This window comes from Synoicihabitans lomoniglobus (genome assembly GCF_029023725.1).
Lineage (GTDB): Bacteria > Verrucomicrobiota > Verrucomicrobiia > Opitutales > Opitutaceae > Actomonas > Actomonas lomonigloba.
In genome coordinates this window covers 4,042,740-4,060,767 of record NZ_CP119075.1, presented here as the reverse complement: position 1 = coordinate 4,060,767, position 18,028 = coordinate 4,042,740, and the positions used below count along the sequence as shown (strand labels likewise).

The following is an 18,028-nucleotide window of genomic DNA, read 5'->3' as shown; positions in this document are numbered from 1 at the left end:
GCCCGTTCAAGCAAAATCTGGCGAAAAAAGATCTTTTTTCCGGGACAAACCTGTTGACGGAAATTTTGGTTACACCCATAGGTTGTGGCCTTTCCGGCGGGCAACCACAACCCCTTGTGGTCAGCAACATGCGAACAACTCTTGATAACTTTTGTTCGCGTGAAGTCGCACGACCCTGAAAACCACTCGTTTCTCCGCCATCCTCCGCCCCTGCTCCTCTCTCATTTTATAACTTCACGCGCCCTCGTCTCCAGCCATGCAGAAAACCTTCCAAGTCGGTTCCAAAACCTTCGTCCTCGATCAAGCCAAAGCTGAAGCCGCTTTTGCGGCGAAAAAGGTCATCAATGGTCGCGAAACCATGACCTTCAACCTGCTGCCGCTCAAGTATCAGTGGGCTTACGATATCTATCGGACGATGAAGGCGAACCACTGGGAGCCCGAGGATATCCCCATGGGCAAGGATATCGAGCAGTGGCGTGACGAGACGGTCGTTTCCGATCAGGAGCGTTGGATCATTCGCATGGGCATCGGTTACTTTTCCGCCGCCGAGGGCATCGTGGGTGACAATGTGCAGCACGTGGTGCGCGAACTGGTGACCGCCCCGGAGCTCAAACTCGTGCTCGGCCGCCACGCCCACGAGGAGAACATTCACGCCGATTCGCTCCTCTACATGATCTCATCTCTCGGCATCAACCCGCACGAGTGCGAGGCCATGTTCGAGGACGTCGAGACCATCGTGAAAAAGAACGAGTTCGTGACCCGCATTTCCAAGGACCTGCGCCGCGACCTCGATATGACCGATCCGGTCAACAAGAAGTTGCTGGCCAAAAACATGTTCATGTTCGGCCAGTGCATGGAGGGCACGCAGTTCTATGGCCTCTTCGGCATGCTGCTCTCGCTCTACCGCCAGAACAAGTTCCCCGGCATCGGCCAGATGTTCCGCTACACCCTGCGCGACGAGTCCAACCACATCGAGGTGTTCCGCAATCTGTTCATGGACCTCGTCGAGGAAAACCGCGACATCTGGAACGCCGAGTTCAAGGAAGAGTTGCGCGACACCATGCGCGAAGCCGTTTCGCTCGAAAAGGAGTTCATCCGCGACTGCCTCCCGGTCAACGCCGTCGGCCTCGTGTTGGAAGACTTCCTCACCTACATCGATTACATCGCGGACCGCCGCCTCGAAGGTTGCGGACTCACCCCGCTCAACCCCGGTATCAAAAACCCGCTGCCGTGGCTCGCCGAGATGATGGACATCAAGAAGGAGCAGAACTTCTTCGAAGGTCGCGTCACCGAATACCAGAAGTCGTCCGCACTCGAAGCGACCGACGACGACGATCTCTAAACCCACCGATTTTCCTAATCCGAAACACGCGACTTCGACCGCCCGGCCAACGTTACCCCTTGGCCCGGCAACCCCCCGTCAAAGCCGTCACCCGCCCAACCACGCAACCTTCAACTACCCCCAGCTCAGCTTCGTTCCTTCTGTCCGTCGCTCGATTTGAATGGTGATCGCTCTCCATGGCGCCGCTTCGGCGTTTTTGGCGTTTGATCGCTTCGTCATTTCCGCATCGCCCGCCCGTTCGCTCGCACCCGTTTCCGCCACCGCCCCACCGCCGTCCGCTCGTTTTCCTTTTTTTCAATTAACACAACTACCGCTCGCCACCACCGATGAATCCTTCGCTCGCCCACGACCTCGCCCTCAAAGCCGCCACCCACACGCCCTTCGGCGAACGTCCCAACTTTGCCTGGCGCGAGTGCGTCCCTTCCGACGCCGCCCTGCTGCCCACCATCAAGCTTCTCGCCCCGCAGGGTGAAACCACCTTCGACCTCGCCGAGATCGCCGAGACCCTCGGCAACGCCGTCACCAACGTCCACATGGCGCGCGGCGAAAAGGGCAACATCTTCACGCCCGAGTCCCGCGCCTTCGTCGGCACCATCGTGAAAGAGGTTGCCGCGACGCTCGCCGAGCAGGCCCGCAAGCAGTCGCCCCTCAAAGTTTCCCTCAACGAACTCTACGAGCTCATCGAGAAAACCCTCGTCGACAACAACGCCTACGACGTCGCCAAGAGCCTCCTCCTCAACCGCTCCCGTAAACTCGTCGGCGGCTCCAAACACGCCACCGCCGGCGTGCGTGTCATCCGCCGCTCCAATCACGTCGTTCCCTACATCGCCCAAAAGGTCGAGATCGCCGTCCGCAAGTCCTTCCTCTCCCTCCAGCAGGATTCCACCGCCGCCATCGGCGTGACCGAGGCCGTCACCGCCCGCGTGCTCGGCTCCAAACAGTCCTTTGTCCACATCGAGGAGATCCAGGACATCGTGCAGGAGGAGCTCATGAAATCCGGCCACTTCAAAGTCGCCGAGGCCTACATCCTCTACCGCGCCCTTCGCAACGACCACCGCGACACCACCAACGACAACGACGAGGGCGATGATGCCGCCCTCCGCTCCGTCGCCGCCTCCGCGCAGCCCGCCATGATCATGGTCAAACAGCTCGACGGCACCAACAAGCTCTGGGACCGCGCCGACCTCAAAAAGCGCATCGAGTTCGCCTCCATCGGCCTCACCCTCTGCATCTCGCCCGAAGAGATCGAGGTCGAGCTCCTCCGCTCCGTCTTCGACGAGATCAGCCAAAAGGACCTCGATTCGACCATCATCCTCAACTCGAAGACCCTCATCGAGAAGGACGCCGATTTCTCCAAATTCGCTGGCCGCATCCAACTCACTTACATCTACCAGGAAGTCCTCGGTTGGGACATCGTCACCGACGGCATCGGCAAGCTCAAAGAGATCCACAAGGAAGCCCTCCGCAAACACCTCGCCCACGGTGCCGAGATCAAGCGCATCAACCCCAAGCTCCTCGACTACGACCTCGACCGTCTCGCCGACGCCATCGACCCGTCCGCCGACCTCGATTTCGACTTCCTCGGCATCCAGACCCTTTACGATCGCTACCTCATCATCGATAAGACGGTAAAGCCCGCCCGTCGTCTCGAGACCCCGCAGCTCTTCTGGATGCGTGTCTCCATGGGTCTCTTCCTCGGTGAAGAAGGCGACCGCGAAGCTCGCGTGCTCTCGCTCTACAATCTCTACAAGAGCCGCCGCTTCTGCAGCTCCACGCCGACCCTCTTCAACGCCGGCACGCTCCACTCCCAGCTCTCGTCCTGCTACCTCTACTACGTCGACGACTCCCTCGAAGGCATCATGTATCGTGGCATCGCCGAGAACGCCCAGCTCTCCAAGTGGGCCGGCGGCCTCGGCGGCTCCTGGTCCGCCGTGCGCGGCACTGGCGCCCACATCGGCGGCACCAACGGCGAGTCCCAAGGCGTCATCCCGTTCCTTAAGCTCCACAACGACCAACTCGTCGCCGTCAACCAGGGCGGCAAGCGCAAGGGCTCCGGCTGCGCCTACCTCGAATCGTGGCACAACGACATCTACGAGTTCCTCGAGCTCCGCAAAAACACCGGTGACGACCGCCGTCGCACCCACGACATGAACACGGCCAACTGGATTCCCGACCTGTTCATGAAGCGCATGGAAGCCCGCCAGGAGTGGACCCTTTTCCGCGCCAACGAAGCCAAGGATCTCCACGATCTCTACGGCAAGAAATTCGAGGAAGCCTACCTGCGCTACGAGCAGATGGTCGAGGAAGGCAAAATCTACGGCCAAAAGGTCCAGGCCATCGAGCTCTGGAAGAAGATGCTCTCCATGCTCTTCGAGACCGGCCACCCGTGGATCACCTTCAAAGACGCCTGCAACATCCGCTCCCCGCAGGATCACGTCGGCGTCGTGCACTCCTCCAACCTCTGCACCGAGATCACGCTCAACACCTCCAACGAGGAAACCGCCGTCTGCAACCTCGGCTCGGTCATCATCGAGAATCACCTCACGCCCGACGGTGCCATCGATCACGTGAAGTTGAAGGAGACGATCACCACCGCCATCCGCGCGCTGGACAACGTCATCGACATCAACTTCTACCCGACCAAAGCCGCCGAGACCTCCAACCGCCGCCACCGTCCCATCGGCATGGGTGTCATGGGCCTCGCCAACGCGCTCTACCGCAAAGGCGTCGCCTTCGCGTCCGAGGAAGCCGTCGACTTCAACGACGAGATGATGGAGGCCATCGCCTACTACGCCTACGAAGCCTCCTCCGACCTCGCCGCCGAGCGTGGCACCTACTCCTCCTACAAAGGTTCCAAGTGGGACCGCGGACTCCTCCCGCCCGACACCGTCGACCTCCTCGAACAAGAGCGCGGCGTGCCCGTCGAAGTTCCCCGTGGCGGCAAGATGGACTGGACGCCCCTGCGCGAGAAGATTGCCAAACACGGCATGCGCAACAGCAACGTCCTCGCCATCGCCCCGACCGCGACCATCTCCAACATCACCGGCACCAGCCCGTGTATTGAGCCCGGCTACAAGAACCTCTTCGTGAAGAGCAACCTCTCCGGCGACTTCACCGTGCTGAACCACTACCTCGTCCGCGACCTCAAGGCCCGCGGCCTGTGGGATCAGGACATGATCGACAACCTCAAGTATTTCGACGGCGAGCTGAAGGACATCGATAGGATTCCCGAGGACATCAAAGTGAAATACCTGACGGCCTTCGGCATCGACCACAAGTGGGTGGTGGACGCCGCCGCGCGCCGCCAAAAGTGGATCGACCAGTCCCAGTCCGTGAACCTCTGGTTGGCGACCCCGGACCTCAAGACCCTGAGCCACATGTATCGCCACGCCTGGCACACGGGACTCAAGACCACCTACTACCTCCGCACCCTCGGCGCCTCCAACATCGAGAAAGCGACCGTCTCCATCAAAAAAGAGATGCGCGGCGAAACCGGCAAAAAGACCTTCACCGAAGCGGAGAAACAAGCCTGCTCCATCGAGGCGATGCGCAACGGCGAAGAGTGCGAGGCCTGTCAGTAAGCGCCCGCCCCACAACGTAGGCCGCCTGCTTGCAGGCGCTCCGATTTGCAAAGGCCCGGCCGATCCGCCGGGCCTTTTCCCGAATCTGAACCTCCGTTTGATCGTCAACCCCAGCACGTCGCTCACCCCAAGATGCCTACGGTCAAGATCATCGGTCCCTATCGCTTTCATTTTTATTCCGGAGATCGTGACGAAAAACCGCACATCCATGTGCATCGCGATGATTACGAGGCCAAGTTCTGGCTAAAACCTGTTCGACTCCACGCCAACCTGGGCTTTCCCTCCAGTGAGTTGGCCAAACTCAAAAAATTAGCCACTCAGCACCAAGATGAGTTCATCCAAAAATGGCACGCCTACTTCGACGGACACTAAAGTGATTCGCGTCAAGGCAGTTGCGGTGACGGCCTCCCGCCTCAAGGTGGACTTTGATGATGGTCGCCGCCATCTCCTACCGCTAAGTTGGTATCCCCGACTCGCCCACGGCACCGTTAAAGAGCGCAATACGTGGCAACTCATCGCGAAGGGTTATGGCGTGCATTGGCCCCTCTTGGATGAAGATCTTAGTGCGGAAGGCCTGCTTGCCGGAGCCCCGTCCGGCGAAAGCACATCATCATTCGAAAATTGGCTAAGTTCCCGCCCTAAAGCGGGAAAAGTGAACTAGGTTAAGCGCCGTGCCCAACTCCGCCGCAAATCAACCAAAGCGACATAATCCCGTCCGAATTCCCCCAAAACGCCGGGCCTTTTTGTGGATCGAGGTAGGGCGTGCTCGCCGAGCGCGCCGCTCCATCCACCAGATCCTACCCTTCCCGCATCGGCCCCATTGCCGCCCCCAATCGCATCGTTGCCACGCCGCAAAAACCGCTCACTGTTCACCCCATGAATGCGACCATCGCCGCCGAACTAAGCCGACTGACTCCTGCGGAGAAAATCGAATTGGTTCAGGAGATCTGGGACGAGATAGCGGCAAATCCGGACACGCTGCCAATTCCGCAATGGCACATCGACGAGTTGAATAAACGCTCAGAAACGCAGTCCAGCGACCAAGGACGTTCTTGGGAAGAGGTCCGTGACGACATTCTGGGTCGATAGGGACTCGACTGGAATACGATGAGAATTCGGGTCACGTCAGCAGCGCACCGTGACTTGATTGAAGCCCATGATTGGTATGAAGCCGAGTCACCAGGCCTGGGCAGAGCGTTGGTCACCGCCGTCGACACGGTATTTCATTTCATTTTAGAGCACCCAACGCTACCTCGCGCTGTGCTACGAGATCTGCGTCGCGTTCATACCAAGCGCTTCCCTTACGCCATTTACTACGAACTCCGCGACCATGACACCGTTCGAATCGTCGCGGTCTTTCATACCGCCCGGAATCAAAGCAGTCTCGCCACGCGGCAATAATCTCATGACAGTCTTCTCCGGTGACTGCCCCGTCCTACTTTTCCTCTACGAGAAAGTCCCCGCGTTCCGTCCGGAAAACAAACAAAACACGACATGACCCCGTCCGGACACCTAAAAGGCCCGGCAAAAAGCCGGGCCTTTTTTTGCACCACTGAAATATCTACCCCCAGTTCGTTCGTTTTAGCAAAAGGCAGTGGTCGTGATTCAATCAGAAAGTCGCTAGTGTTATTAGGCAGCGAGTTACGGAGACTTACCAGTCACCAACAATTTTCATATTTTATCCCATGGCAAATCACATTACGCTAATTGAGTTTAGAAGATACAAAGCGTTTCGCCATTATAGTGTGCGAATCGCCGATTTTAGTGTTTTGGTGGGACCGAATAATGCCGGAAAATCTACGGTTCTTGGTGCGTTTCGACTCTTAAGCGAGGCGCTGAAGAAGGCTTACTCCAGAAAACCAGAATGGGTTCCCAATGGAGATAGTGGTGAATTTGGTTACCGGATTGATTTAGAGGGAATGCCAGTTTCAACAGAAAATGTATTCTACAACTATGATGACTCAGAACCTGCTAGCATCATCTTCAAAATAGATAATGGAAATAGCCTCCGACTGGTGTTCCCAGAGCGGGGAATTTGTTCATTAATTCCAGAGGCGAAACGAGCAATAAGATCCGTAGCGAATTTTAAGCGGGAATTTGATCTCTCGATTGTCATTGTTCCAATATTGGGTCCGGTCGAACATAATGAGTTGCTTTATCAGAAAGAAGCCGCTCGATTGGCGCTTCGCTCTCCTTTTGGATCGAGAAACTTCAGAAACATTTGGTATCACTATCCCGAAAATTTTGAGGAGTTTCGAAGTCTTTTGGTTACGACCTGGCCAGGCATGGATATTCAAAGGCCGGAGCGGAACGATTCAGGGCAAAAGCCGATGCTTCACATGTTTTGCCCCGAGGATCGGTATCCTCGAGAAATATTTTGGGCAGGTTTTGGATTTCAAGTGTGGTGTCAGATGCTCACACATTTAGTTCAAGCGCAGGAAGGAGCTCATCTTATTATCGATGAGCCGGATATTTATCTACATTCTGACCTTCAGCGGCAACTGGTGAATATTCTCCGAGATCGAAACTGCCGTGTGATCTTGGCGACTCATTCCACTGAAATCATTTCAGAAGTGGATCCGAGAAATATTTTAAATATCAATAAATATAGGAAAGCGGCGCGTGCGGTGAGAAATGTAAAGGAGATCCAAGAAATATTTAGTGTTCTTGGGTCAAACGCCAATCCGACGCTTACACAAATCGCAAAATGCAGAAGGGTTCTATATGTAGAAGGAAAAGATTTTACAATTATCGCAGGGATTGCTCGTGTGCTTCGCTTCGCAAAAATCGCGAACAGGTCAGATTTCGCTGTAGTTCCAGTTCATGGCTTCAATCCCCCCAAAGTCAGGGATTTTTCCGAAGGGGTAGAGGCCACGCTTGGGATGCGACTAGAAAAGGCGGTTCTCTTTGATCGAGATTATCGATGTTCCGCTGAAGTTCGAAAGATTGAGAATGCGCTTAAGAAGGTAGCTTCGTTGGTTTCCATATTACAGAGGAAGGAGATTGAGAACTATTTGTTAATTCCTGAATTACTCTTGCTGGTTGTGAATGCAGAGAGAAGGCGATATAACTTAAGTCCTCTCGTTGAGTATCAAGTTTTGGAGGTTGTTGGCGACTCGCTTGAGGAGATTCGTATTGAGACCCAAGTCCAGTATCAAAAATCTTATCGTGACTACTGCCGTGCGGAATGTCCGGGGAAGGACTCTTCTACCTGTGATCTCGAATCGACCAGAGAGTTCGAGCAGAATTGGAAGGAGTTTGATGGCAGAGTGAAAGTAGTTTCAGGAAAAGAAGCAATCTCCCGAATCAATGGGAGGCTTCAGGAAAATTATTCTGTCCATATAAGCGTCGCTAGTCTTTTGGCCGGTTTGAAGCGGAATATGATTCCCGATGATATGATTCAATTTATTAGGGAACTTAACGACTTCAGGCAAAAGGGTAGCGAAGTGCAGTTGTTAGATTAATCCTAAATTCCGCAGTGGCCAATACGACGGGGTCATGTCGTGTTTTGTGTGTTGAACACGAATGAGAGATCAGTCTGAATAATCAGCTATGGCGAGGCCAATCCGACGGGGTCATGTCATGTCGTGTTTTGTGTGTTTTAGCCGCCCCGGATGGATCATCCCGCTTTGCCCACCAGGCGAACGGCAATCCGACGGGAGGCAATCCGACGGGGTCATGTCGTTACTTGTTAACACTTGAGTCGGGTGGGTGGATTGCTAAGGTGTAAGGTATGGCGCGAATGCCACGCATTGAATACCCGGGAGCGATCTACCATGTGATCAATCGGGGAAACTACCGGCGAGATCTGTTCGACTCGGCGGGGGCGGCGGAGTCGTTCATCCAGGTGCTGGAGGAAGCCACCACCCGCTTTGGTTGGGAGTTGGGTTCTTACGTGTTGATGCGAAACCACTTTCATTTGGCTTTGCGCACGCCCGACCCCAACTTGTCTCGAGGGATGCAGTGGCTCCAAGTGACCTTTGCGAGTCGATTTAATCGCTTTCGCCACGAGACGGGGCACCTGTTCCAGGGCCGCTATAAGGCGATTTTGCTACAAAACGAATGGGTGTGGGGAGAGTTGAGCGACTACATTCATCTCAATCCGGTTCGCGCCCGAATCGTTGATCCAGACCAAATGCACTCCTTTCGCTGGAGCAGCCTCAATCGGTTGCGGAAAGGACCGCGGTTCAAAGGGCTAAATCCGCTACCCTGGCTACAAAGCAAGGGGTTGGAGGATACGCCGGAGGGTTGGGCTGCCTTGATCAGCGCGTTGCGAGCGCGTGCGGGCGAGGCGGGAGGCGAGAATCACGATGCTGAAGTCGACGCGAGTTGGTCAAAGGGTTGGGCGATCGGAGATGATGCGTGGCTAGCGGAGATGGCGCAGCTCCAGGTTTCAAATCTCAAAGATTCGGCGAATTCGGAATACACTATGGGCCGAAAGGCGGAAGAGATTCGCTGGGATCGGCGCTTGCGGGAATTGTGTCGGGAGAATGGGGAGACGAGGGATCTCACCGCCGGCTACGAGCGTTGGAAAATCGATGCAGCGCTTAAAATGCGTCGAGAACTGGGGACGCCAGTTGTATGGCTGGCGAAGCGGCTGCGTGTCGGGAGTGCGGGGTCGTTGCGCGTGTATCTGCATCGCAGAGGGCGAAGTGTTAACAAGTAACGACATGACCCCATTCACGTGAGATTTTTGAAAGATTGGCGGGTGGGTTTCCGTTTTAAGGGGTATGTATGCCGCGAAACGAGCTGGGCTTGGGTTGATTTTGATGCTGGGGTGGGTTTTGGGGGCGGGAGCGGTTGATGATTCGGAACGGATTGATGCATTGCGGGCGGAGATCGCTCATCATGATGACCTCTACTTTCGCCAAGCTGCGCCGGAGATCACGGATTATGAATACGATCTGCTGAAGATAGAATTACGTCGTTTGGAACGTGCAGCGGGCCTGCTTGTTGACGAGTCCCCAATCGGGGATGACTCGAGTGGGAACTCGACTGACCGGGTGATGCATGAGCACCCGATGCTGAGTTTGGACAAGGCTTACTCGGCGGACGAAGTCGGCGAATTCATGGATCGGGTCCAAGAGGCTGCGGGCGGCGAATCGGTGCGCTTCGCCGTCGAGCCCAAGTTTGATGGCGTCGCCGTGAGTGTGACTTTGCACCGGGGAAATTTAATGCGCGCAGCCACGCGGGGTGACGGAGAGAGTGGCGAGGACGTGACCGCGCAGGTGAATGCGATACGCGGTTTGCGATACGAGTTTGGTTGGGACGTCGATGAGGTCCCGATCGAGACCATTGAACTGCGCGGCGAGGTGTATCTGACGGATGCCGCGTTCGCCGCGTTGAATCGCGAGCGCGTGGCGAACGGAGAGGCCGTGTTTCGTCATCCGCGGAGCGTTGCCGCAGGTGCGATCAAACTGGAGGATCTGGCTGCGGTCGCGAGTCGCACGCTTTCGATTGTTTTTCACGGTTGGGGAGAGGTTTCTCCCGCCGAATCCGAGCCGACATCGGTCATGGCGTTTCAACAGTGGCTGGAGGCGCGTGGGTTGCCGTCGGTGCGTGACGCTCGTTTTGCTGAAACGCGTTCGTCGGTTGAAATGGAAAGCGTGGTGCACGCGGTGAGGACACTCGCGGAGGGTTATCCGACGGATGGCGTGGTGATCAAAGTCGACGACGTGGCATTGCAACGGAAGTTGGGTCTGGCGGCGACCGCGCCCCGGTGGGCATTGGCGCGGAAGTTTGCGCCGCCCCGGGCGGAGACGACCCTGACCGCGGTGGTTTGGCAGGTCGGCCGGACGGGGGCGCTGACGCCGGTGGCCGAGTTTCGGCCGGTATCGTTGAGTGGCACTGTCATCGCGCGAGCGTCGTTGCATAACGTGGCGGAGGTCCGGCGGCGCGATTTGCGGATTGGCGATGTGGTCTGGGTCGAGAAGGCGGGTGAAATCATTCCCACGATCGGCGGAGTGGAGCGTGATCGCCGGGGGCCGGATTCCCGGCCGCTGCGTTTGCCATCACGCTGCCCGAGCTGTGACCAGCCGGTGCAGGGTGTCGATGAGTTGCGCTGCGAGAATTTCGACTGTGAGGCGCAGGTCGTGCAACGGATCGAACACTTCGCTTCCCGCAACGCTTTGAACATTCGCGGACTCGGTCCCGGGACGGTGGCAAAACTGGTCGACGCGGGCTTGGTGCGGAGTCCGGCCGATTTGTATGCGCTGACGGTGGAATCGCTTGAATCGGTGTCGGGAATTGGTGCAGCGACGGCGGCCAAACTTTGGCGTGCAATCGAAGCCAGTCGCGCGGCACCGCTGGAGCGCGTGTTGGTGGGCCTGGGTTTGCCCGGGGTCGGTCCCGCGGCGGCGCAACGCTTGGCGGAGCGACTAGCAAGTCTTGATCAGTTGGCGGATGTCGCGACCAACGAGGGGCTGGAAAACGAACTTGGGGCCGCCGGGGCCGAGGCATTGGGCATCGCGCTGCGGCGTCCGGAATGGCGCGCGCTGATCCGGGCGATGGCCGCGAACGGGGTGGGCGCGGGATCTCTGCGGGCGGCGGCGCGGTGATTGGGTTTCGTGCTGGCCGATATCTTTTGGGATCCGTCAGCGTGGCGGCGCGCTCGGCGAGTGCGCCCTACCGTTGCTGGTTAGAGGGGCCGCAGGTGCGTGCGGACGACGGCGTGCGTGACGGGTCGGTCGCACCGGAGGGCCAGTCTTTGAGGATGGGGCGGTTGATTAATGGTGTCAGTATCGATGGCGAGGTTGGCACCGGTAATTTCCACGTCGGCGGTGATGGCGGAGCCACTATCACGCAGGACGATCCGGTTTCCCTGGATATCGACTTCGCCGAAAGTGATCAGGACGGATTCGAAGTCCGCGGGTTCGGAAAATTCGACCGTATCAACAATCGAGATACTGCCATCGCCGGTGCGGTCGTAGATGAATTCGCGTTCGAGACGGCGGAGCGTGGGAACGTCGTAGGCGCGTTTTAAATCGAACACCACGCGGTCAACGTCGTCGGTGAATTCGGTTTCGAGCACGCGGGTTTGCCACTCGGCTCCGGCCTCCTGCAACCGACCGGCCACGCGGGGCACGGGGTGACCGTAGGAGTTGAGCAACTGGCTGTCGTAGCGGTGCTCACTGAAGGTGCGCATGCTGTAGGTTTCCATGCCCGGATCCACAATGAGGGCGCGCCCGTCGAGGCAGACCGTGAAGGTGCCCAGGTCGTTGTGGTTGTGGTTCACGCCGTTGTTACCCCCGAGAAACGTGCCGGAGAAGCGACGGCCGGTGGTGGCGCCGGGGCGGGCAATGAGTAGCGACGAATCTTCGAACCAATGGCGCAGCCCCAGGGGCCGGCGGGTGCCGCGGGGCGCGTTGGGGTTGTGGGTGTGAAACATCCAGAGCGTCGGTTCAGAGAATGAGCCCAAGCGCATGGTGGCGAAGGCGTCGGGCGTGCCGGGCAACTCGGCTGAGGTCTCCAACGCGGCACCGCGGCGGTTGTCCAACCAGTGCCGGGCCCACAGGAGCGGCTTGGTGCCGAGACGGCAGTCGGCGAAAGTAGGAAAGAGTCCGGGTTCGATCTCGGAGCGATCGGGGAACAGCGCGACCCGCGACATCTTGGGTTCGTCGAACAGGTCAACCAGCCCACCGGTGCCCAACCGAAACATCTCGGAAATGAAGATGTAGTTGCTCACGCCATAGCCCCAATAGCCGACCCCCTCGGTGCAGAAGCCGTCGTTGTTGAAGCTCTCGCGGAAGTATTTGACCAACATTTCTCCGGTGGCGAACCACCACGCGCGCTCGTTCGCCGGCAGGCAGGCGGCCGCGGCTTGCACGAGACAGGCGAGGCAGACGGAGTTCCAGTTGTGGGTGACGTCGACCCACCAGTAGACGTCGTGACCGGTTTCCAACCGACGACGCAACGGCTCGAAAGCGCGGAGGTGCAGTTCGGCCCGCATTCGCTGTTGCAAAGCCTCGGGCAACCGCGCGCCGAGCACGTGAAGCATGGCCGCATAGTGGGCGGCGTGGTGGGCCGTGACCAAGTCGATCTCGCGAGTTTCCTGGCGGAGATTGCGACGCTCGAGATCGTTGTTGGGGTGCACCCAGGAACTGACTTGGGCGACCCGATCAAAGTCCGCCCCGATTTCGCCGAGGAACTCGCCTTGGTCGAAAATGGCTTCGGCCAACAACAAGGTGGCTTGGCGGGTGCGCACGATGGGCAGCACTTCGTTGATTTTAGTGACGCTCTCGGTTTCGAGGCAATCGAGGTAGGTCGCGTCGGTGTAGGCGGGAAAGCCGCCCGCGACGAGTTCGCGGGCTTCGCTCAGCACGCGTTGGCCGAAGGGGTCTGATTGCCACGGGTCCCACGCGGCGCGGTCGGTGATGGGGGGCGCGAAGCCGAAATTTTTCGTCGGCAGAAGACGTTGCCACGCGGCGACGCGTTCCGGGGAAGGCTGATACCGTTCGCCCGCCGGCACATCGAAATTGAAATCGTAAGCACCCATGGGTCCACGCTCATTTCCGCGAGGGGGAGTTGGCAATCCTCACGGCAATGAAAGATTCTGAAAATTCTTTGTGACTTGCTCCGCCGCGGCGCGAATGCCCGACTCGGGTTATGCCGGAACGACCTGCACCCACCGTTGACGAACAGCCTTTGATTCAACCTGTCGGTCGGCGCGGATGGTTCAAACAGGCCGGCACCGCGGTGGTCGGACTGGCCTTGGGCAGCCGAATGTCGGCTCGGCCCGCGACCCCGGCGAGCGCAGCAGCCCCCGTCACGCGTCTGCAGCGCCATCAAGTTAAGCGCGGCATCAACTGCGCTTTCGACGAAGGACCATTCTAGGCACCATTATTTTTGGTGTCGGTGTCGGTGGGGATGGCTTGGCGCAGCGCTCGTCGTGTCGCTCGATCCACGAGTGAGAAGGCTGAGGCGAGACCGGTTTTTGCCGTCGTGGGTTGATGTCCCGGAATCTTCTTAATCGTGAAGGGGCGGGTATCGCACAGGTCATAGAATTCTCGATACAAGTCATGTTGTTTCAGCAACGTGCCGCGACGGGAACGATACTCCGCGCGTTCCAAACGACCGCGCCGGGACGGGAGCCCGACGATGGTTTGCGAGTCGGTGTAGACGACCAGCTCGCCAGCGCAGATAGGGATCTCGCGCAAAGCCCAGATCAGCGTTTGCAATTCCAGACGGGCGGCGGTGGTGGCTTTAAATCGTCGCAGACACACTGCCGTCGAATCGGACGCGATACTCAAGTCGGCGCTGCGACCGCACAGATACCCGCCGAACCCCAAGCCGGTGGCGGGGTGGACGCTGCCGTCGGTGAGCAGAGCGCAATGCGGGCAGGAATCGGACGGCGACGGAACTGCAGACATCAAAGTCGGCGGCGCCCGGGCGGGGCGCGGTGCCAGCGGAAGGCGTTTTCGGAGGATTCGAGCTGGGTGGACTCGCGTCCGCCGGAGTCTTCGCGCGGTGGTCTGGAGGGGCGCGATTTCGGCTTCGTCGGCCGCGGGGTGGAAGCGGGTTTGGGCCGGGGCGCGGACGATGACGCGGGCGTGGCCGCGGCTGCACCCGGCGAGTTGAGCGGCGTGCCCGGAGGCAGGCCAGCGGCTTCGCGCAGCTTGTCCTTCTTGCTCTTGCGTTTGCCTTTGACGCCGCCGGTGCGCGGTGCTTCCGGAGGCGCGACTTCGGCGGGTTCGAAACCCGGGATTTGTTCGCGGGGAATCAAGCGTTTGAGGCGTTTTTCGATGAGTTGAAACAACTCAAACGTCGCGGCGCTGACGAAGCTGATGGCTTCACCCGTTGCGCCCGCGCGGCCGGTGCGGCCGATGCGATGGGTGTAGATGATCGCGGAGCGAGGCAGGTCGTAATTGATGACGACGGAGAGTTGCGTGAAGTCGATGCCGCGGGCGGCGAGGTCGGTGGCGATGAGCACGGGGATTTTCCCGGCGGCGAAGTCGGCCAGCGTTTGAGTGCGGGCGCCTTGGCTCAACTCGCCGTGGAGCGAGCCGGCTTCGATGCCGAGGCGGCGGAGCTTTTCGGCGACGTGACCGGTGGAGTATTTGGTGGCGACAAAAACCAACACGCGGGTCCAGCCATCGTGCGTTTCGAGCAGTTGGCGGAGGAGTTGGGTGCGGCGTGGTGCGTCGACCTCAATGGCACGTTCCGTGATCGCGGGGGTCGTGACCGGAGTGGATGCGATGGTGATGCGGACGGGGTCGGTCAGCAGCGCGGTGGCGAGGTCTGTCACCTCGTCGGGGAAAGTGGCGGAGAACAGCAGGTTCTGGCGTTTGGCCGGCAGCAGCGCGAGAATGCGACCGAGCTCGTCGGCAAAGCCGAGAGCGAACAGTTGGTCGGCCTCATCGAGAACGAGCGTTTCGACGGCGTCGAGATGCACCGCGTTGTGGTCAACGAGATCGAGCAGGCGGCCGGGGGTGGCGACGACGACATCGGCCCCGCCGCCCAGCGCCATCATCTGTGGATTGATCGATACGCCCCCGGCGGCGGTGATGACCTTGGGAGGACGGGTGAGATATTGTCCGTAGTCGCTGAACGCCTGGGCGACCTGTGCGGCCAGTTCGCGGGTGGGCACGAGCACGAGCACGGGCGTGTTGCGGCGGGAAGAACGGGAGATTTCCGCGCCGTGTTGCAGCAAGGGCAGGGCAAAGGCGGCGGTTTTGCCGGAGCCGGTTTGCGCCTGCGCCCATACGTCGGCGCCGCGTAGAATGGCGGGAATGGCCTCGGTTTGCACGGGGGTGGGCGCGACGTAGGAGCGCTGGGAGAGCGCGCGGATCAAGTGGGTCGACAAGCCCAAGGCAGTAAACGGCATGACTTGGCGATGAGGGCTGTCGGCGAATTTTGAAACTCTATTTGCGGGCGGTCGAATTCGGCGTCCTTTCCCGTGATCCGCATCGACTTTTACCGGTGCAGGCGTATGCTGCACTCAATCCCAAACTAGGAGGCTATTATGTCCGGATTAAAAATCCATCTGGAGCCAGGTGAACGTCATGTGGTCAATCGTTTGGCCCGTGCCATTAAAGTAACACCGGAGGACGTGGCGTATGCCGCCCTCGACCGGTTGATGAACGAAGCGATGGACCCCGAGGTGCAACAATCGATCAAGGAGTGCAGCCTGGGGCGGCGGGACAACCTGCCGCTGTGGGCGGATTCCGAGCGTTCGGTGCACGCGTATGAAGGCGCGCCGGATGACCAGCCGGAGGAGCGTTTGCAGTTTTAGCGGCCGCTCCCTCCGGGCGGATTCAATTCATCTGGAAGTCCAATGCTTCAAGTTCGCTGAGGAGAAACGGGGCGCTGGCGAGCAGCTCCTCCAGTTTCTCCAACGCGGCTTCACGGGTCGGCACTTCGCAGGTCGCGGCGCCGTCGTCGCGGTCATGGACATGCAGCGCCCAGGCTCCGGCGAGGTCGTCGATGTGGTCTTGGAAAATTGAGCCGTGGAGGTAGTTGCCCGGCAACCCGGGATGCGGACCGCAACCCGGAATGAGAAACAGGCTGTGCACGGGATCGTGGACGATCTCGCCGTCGTGTTTGGCGCGGTGGAGCAGACGCCGTCCGACCGCCAGGGAGCGGCTGACTTCCGCAGCTTCGCGGAGCGATGCGGGCAACGACGCGACGTAGCGATCGAAGATGCTTTCGTCCGACTCGAGGTCGGCTTCCGCGACCTCGCCTTTGATCACGGCCTCCAGGTTGTGCGCGTAAAAAGCGGGTAGGGCAGCCAAGGTGCGCACGCTCACATGGCCATGCGCGTGATCGGCGGACGGGTAGACTTGGTGCGCGGCGATCAAGTGCGCGAGCGCCTCCTGATGGGCGGGCGTGTGGGGCACTTCGCCGGTGGGACTGAATTCGAGGTTTTCGAGCACATGTTGCTCAAACTGCGCGTGGGGATCTAGGGGCATGGGTTCGATCGTAGTGAGTCCAACGGACGGATACGAGGGCGATTCCACGATGTTCCTGCGAGAGTAACGGGGAGGTTTGCGAAAACGCGGGAACGTGTTCGGGTGCCGCTATGGCTGAATCCCTACCCAACGCTGACGACCGCTTTGCGGATGCTCCGATCTCTCGCCTGATCGGCTTTCAAGTCGCGCCTGAACGCGCCGGCGTGACGGAGGTCGCGCTGGAGGCGGAAGCCAAGCACGCCAACCCCATGGGGCGCGTGCATGGCGGCGTGATCGCGGCGTTGGCGGATGCGGCAATGGGCACGGCCTACGGTCGGCAACTGCGGCCGGAGGAGGATTTTTCCACCATTGAGTTGAAGGTGAATTTCATGCGCCCGGTGCGGCTGGGTCGGATCGTCGCCACGGCGCGGGTGGTGCAGCGCGGGTTGCGCATCGGCTTTCTCGACTGCGAGATACACAGTGCCGGCGGCAAGCTGGTCGCGACGGCGACCTGCACCTGCATGACTATCGCGGAAGTGTGATTTCGGCCGTCGGCCCCGGCTCGACGAAGTCATCGCTCCAGGCCGCCCAGGCGGCGGGCACGGGTGCCGTGGCCACGACTTCGGCACCGGTGGCGGGATGTTTGAAACGCAACTCACGGGCGTGCAGGCCGAACGTGCCGTCGGCGGTGGCCGGGCCGTAAAGGGGATCACCGGTCACGGGACAACCGAGGTGCGCGCAATGCAGGCGAGCCTGATGGGTGCGTCCGGTTTTTAAGAGCAAGCCGAGCCACGTGAGGGCCGTCGGTTGGTCGTAGCGTCCGAGCACGCGCACGGTGGTCACGGCGAGTTTGCCGCCTGAGGTGACGTTGGCGAAGCGGCCACCGCCGACCGGCGCGATGTGGGTTTCCACTTTGTTGATACCGCGCGGCCAAGCGCCGTCGACGATAGCCCAGTAAAGTTTGCGCAGACGATGTTGTTCAAAGAGCGCGGCCAGTTCGCGATTGTAGCGGGCGGTTTTGCGCAGGAGCACAGCGCCGCTGGTGAGCCGGTCGAGCCGATGGCAACAGTGCACGGCCTTGCCGGTGGCATTGCGGGCGAGTTGTTCCAGATCGCGTTCGCGATCGCCGCCGCCCTCGGTGAGCAGGCCGCTGGGTTTGTTGAGGATAATCAAGTCATCGTCTTCAAACAAGGTGGCGGGAGTGGTGGACACCTCTCGAC

General features: G+C 59.5%; 16 protein-coding genes. 11 read left to right on the top strand and 5 right to left on the bottom strand.

From position 1 onward, the window contains the following. The first annotated feature begins 256 nt into the window (after positions 1–256). The 9 genes from PXH66_RS15660 (at position 257) to ligA (ending at position 11,480) form a co-directional block, all read left to right on the top strand. Positions 257–1,342, top strand: a complete 1,086-nt coding sequence (locus tag PXH66_RS15660; protein WP_330930479.1) for a ribonucleotide-diphosphate reductase subunit beta — start codon at positions 257–259, stop codon at positions 1,340–1,342. 326 nt (positions 1,343–1,668) lie between these two features. Then, positions 1,669–4,923 carry a ribonucleoside-diphosphate reductase subunit alpha gene (locus PXH66_RS15655; protein ID WP_330930478.1) on the top strand — a complete coding sequence of 1,085 codons (3,255 nt, stop codon included), beginning with the start codon at positions 1,669–1,671 and terminating at the stop codon, positions 4,921–4,923. Positions 4,924–5,055: 132 nt separating this feature from the next. Further along, complete coding sequence (locus tag PXH66_RS15650) at positions 5,056–5,295, top strand: DUF4160 domain-containing protein (protein ID WP_330930477.1); 240 nt, start codon at positions 5,056–5,058, stop codon at positions 5,293–5,295. After that, positions 5,252–5,584 carry a DUF2442 domain-containing protein gene (locus PXH66_RS15645; protein WP_330930476.1) on the top strand — a complete coding sequence of 111 codons (333 nt, stop codon included), beginning with the start codon at positions 5,252–5,254 and terminating at the stop codon, positions 5,582–5,584. Before PXH66_RS15650 ends, PXH66_RS15645 begins: the two co-directional genes overlap by 44 nt. A 215-nt stretch (positions 5,585–5,799) precedes the next feature. Beyond that, on the top strand, positions 5,800–6,012 hold the full coding sequence (locus PXH66_RS15640; protein ID WP_330930475.1) for an addiction module protein: 213 nt from the start codon (positions 5,800–5,802) through the stop codon (positions 6,010–6,012). 18 nt (positions 6,013–6,030) lie between these two features. Further along, positions 6,031–6,324: a type II toxin-antitoxin system RelE/ParE family toxin gene (locus tag PXH66_RS23220; protein WP_330930474.1), complete on the top strand. Its 294-nt coding sequence runs from the start codon at positions 6,031–6,033 to the stop codon at positions 6,322–6,324. Positions 6,325–6,608: 284 nt separating this feature from the next. Continuing rightward, positions 6,609–8,387, top strand: a complete 1,779-nt coding sequence (locus tag PXH66_RS15635) for an AAA family ATPase (RefSeq protein WP_330930473.1) — start codon at positions 6,609–6,611, stop codon at positions 8,385–8,387. A 269-nt stretch (positions 8,388–8,656) separates the two neighbouring features. Continuing rightward, positions 8,657–9,589 (top strand): transposase, encoded by a 933-nt coding sequence (locus tag PXH66_RS15630; RefSeq protein WP_330930472.1) that lies wholly within the window; start codon positions 8,657–8,659, stop codon positions 9,587–9,589. Between the two features lie 103 nt (positions 9,590–9,692). Further along, positions 9,693–11,480 carry an NAD-dependent DNA ligase LigA gene (gene ligA, locus PXH66_RS15625; RefSeq protein ID WP_330930471.1) on the top strand — a complete coding sequence of 596 codons (1,788 nt, stop codon included), beginning with the start codon at positions 9,693–9,695 and terminating at the stop codon, positions 11,478–11,480. An 80-nt stretch (positions 11,481–11,560) separates the two neighbouring features. Here the strand turns inward: ligA and PXH66_RS15620 are convergent, their stop codons facing one another. From PXH66_RS15620 to PXH66_RS15610, 3 genes are all read right to left on the bottom strand, one after another. Beyond that, on the bottom strand, positions 11,561–13,417 hold the full coding sequence (locus PXH66_RS15620) for a heparinase II/III family protein (RefSeq protein ID WP_330930470.1): 1,857 nt from the start codon (positions 13,415–13,417) through the stop codon (positions 11,561–11,563). Positions 13,418–13,751: 334 nt separating this feature from the next. Next, positions 13,752–14,291, bottom strand: coding sequence for a ribonuclease HI (locus PXH66_RS15615; protein WP_330930469.1), 540 nt, complete (start codon positions 14,289–14,291; stop codon positions 13,752–13,754). Further along, the gene (locus PXH66_RS15610; protein WP_330930468.1) at positions 14,291–15,745 is read right to left on the bottom strand and encodes a DEAD/DEAH box helicase; all 1,455 of its coding nucleotides are present in this window, start codon (positions 15,743–15,745) and stop codon (positions 14,291–14,293) included. The genes PXH66_RS15615 and PXH66_RS15610 overlap by 1 nt, the downstream gene beginning before the upstream one ends. A 138-nt stretch (positions 15,746–15,883) precedes the next feature. Here PXH66_RS15610 and PXH66_RS15605 point away from each other — a divergent pair, with 138 nt between their 5' ends. Further along, a complete protein-coding gene (locus PXH66_RS15605; RefSeq protein WP_330930467.1) occupies positions 15,884–16,153 on the top strand; it encodes a hypothetical protein in 270 nt (89 codons plus the stop codon). 22 nt (positions 16,154–16,175) lie between these two features. On the opposite strand, the gene PXH66_RS15600 is transcribed toward PXH66_RS15605, so the two are convergent. Further along, entirely contained in the window at positions 16,176–16,829 is a 654-nt protein-coding gene (locus PXH66_RS15600) for a hypothetical protein (protein WP_330930466.1), read from the bottom strand. Between the two features lie 110 nt (positions 16,830–16,939). Between PXH66_RS15600 and PXH66_RS15595 the strand changes: the two genes are divergently transcribed. Beyond that, positions 16,940–17,350 (top strand): PaaI family thioesterase, encoded by a 411-nt coding sequence (locus tag PXH66_RS15595; RefSeq protein ID WP_330930465.1) that lies wholly within the window; start codon positions 16,940–16,942, stop codon positions 17,348–17,350. On the opposite strand, the gene PXH66_RS15590 is transcribed toward PXH66_RS15595, so the two are convergent. Next, on the bottom strand, positions 17,334–18,020 hold the full coding sequence (locus PXH66_RS15590) for an RluA family pseudouridine synthase (protein ID WP_330930464.1): 687 nt from the start codon (positions 18,018–18,020) through the stop codon (positions 17,334–17,336). The two genes, PXH66_RS15595 and PXH66_RS15590, sit on opposite strands and share 17 nt — an antisense overlap. Between the last annotated feature and the right edge of the window lie 8 nt (positions 18,021–18,028).

Coding starts and splice junctions, on each gene's coding strand:
- PXH66_RS15630 (WP_330930472.1), top strand. CDS start 8,657: ATGGCGCGAATGCCACGCATTGAATACCCGGGAGCGATCTACCATGTG.
- PXH66_RS15655 (WP_330930478.1), top strand. CDS start 1,669: ATGAATCCTTCGCTCGCCCACGACCTCGCCCTCAAAGCCGCCACCCAC.
- PXH66_RS15640 (WP_330930475.1), top strand. CDS start 5,800: ATGAATGCGACCATCGCCGCCGAACTAAGCCGACTGACTCCTGCGGAG.
- PXH66_RS15645 (WP_330930476.1), top strand. CDS start 5,252: ATGAGTTCATCCAAAAATGGCACGCCTACTTCGACGGACACTAAAGTG.
- ligA (WP_330930471.1), top strand. CDS start 9,693: ATGCTGGGGTGGGTTTTGGGGGCGGGAGCGGTTGATGATTCGGAACGG.
- PXH66_RS15650 (WP_330930477.1), top strand. CDS start 5,056: ATGCCTACGGTCAAGATCATCGGTCCCTATCGCTTTCATTTTTATTCC.
- PXH66_RS15615 (WP_330930469.1), bottom strand. CDS start 14,291: ATGTCTGCAGTTCCGTCGCCGTCCGATTCCTGCCCGCATTGCGCTCTG.
- PXH66_RS15660 (WP_330930479.1), top strand. CDS start 257: ATGCAGAAAACCTTCCAAGTCGGTTCCAAAACCTTCGTCCTCGATCAA.
- PXH66_RS15605 (WP_330930467.1), top strand. CDS start 15,884: ATGTCCGGATTAAAAATCCATCTGGAGCCAGGTGAACGTCATGTGGTC.
- PXH66_RS15635 (WP_330930473.1), top strand. CDS start 6,609: ATGGCAAATCACATTACGCTAATTGAGTTTAGAAGATACAAAGCGTTT.
- PXH66_RS15610 (WP_330930468.1), bottom strand. CDS start 15,745: ATGCCGTTTACTGCCTTGGGCTTGTCGACCCACTTGATCCGCGCGCTC.
- PXH66_RS15620 (WP_330930470.1), bottom strand. CDS start 13,417: ATGGGTGCTTACGATTTCAATTTCGATGTGCCGGCGGGCGAACGGTAT.
- PXH66_RS23220 (WP_330930474.1), top strand. CDS start 6,031: ATGAGAATTCGGGTCACGTCAGCAGCGCACCGTGACTTGATTGAAGCC.
- PXH66_RS15600 (WP_330930466.1), bottom strand. CDS start 16,829: ATGCCCCTAGATCCCCACGCGCAGTTTGAGCAACATGTGCTCGAAAAC.
- PXH66_RS15595 (WP_330930465.1), top strand. CDS start 16,940: ATGGCTGAATCCCTACCCAACGCTGACGACCGCTTTGCGGATGCTCCG.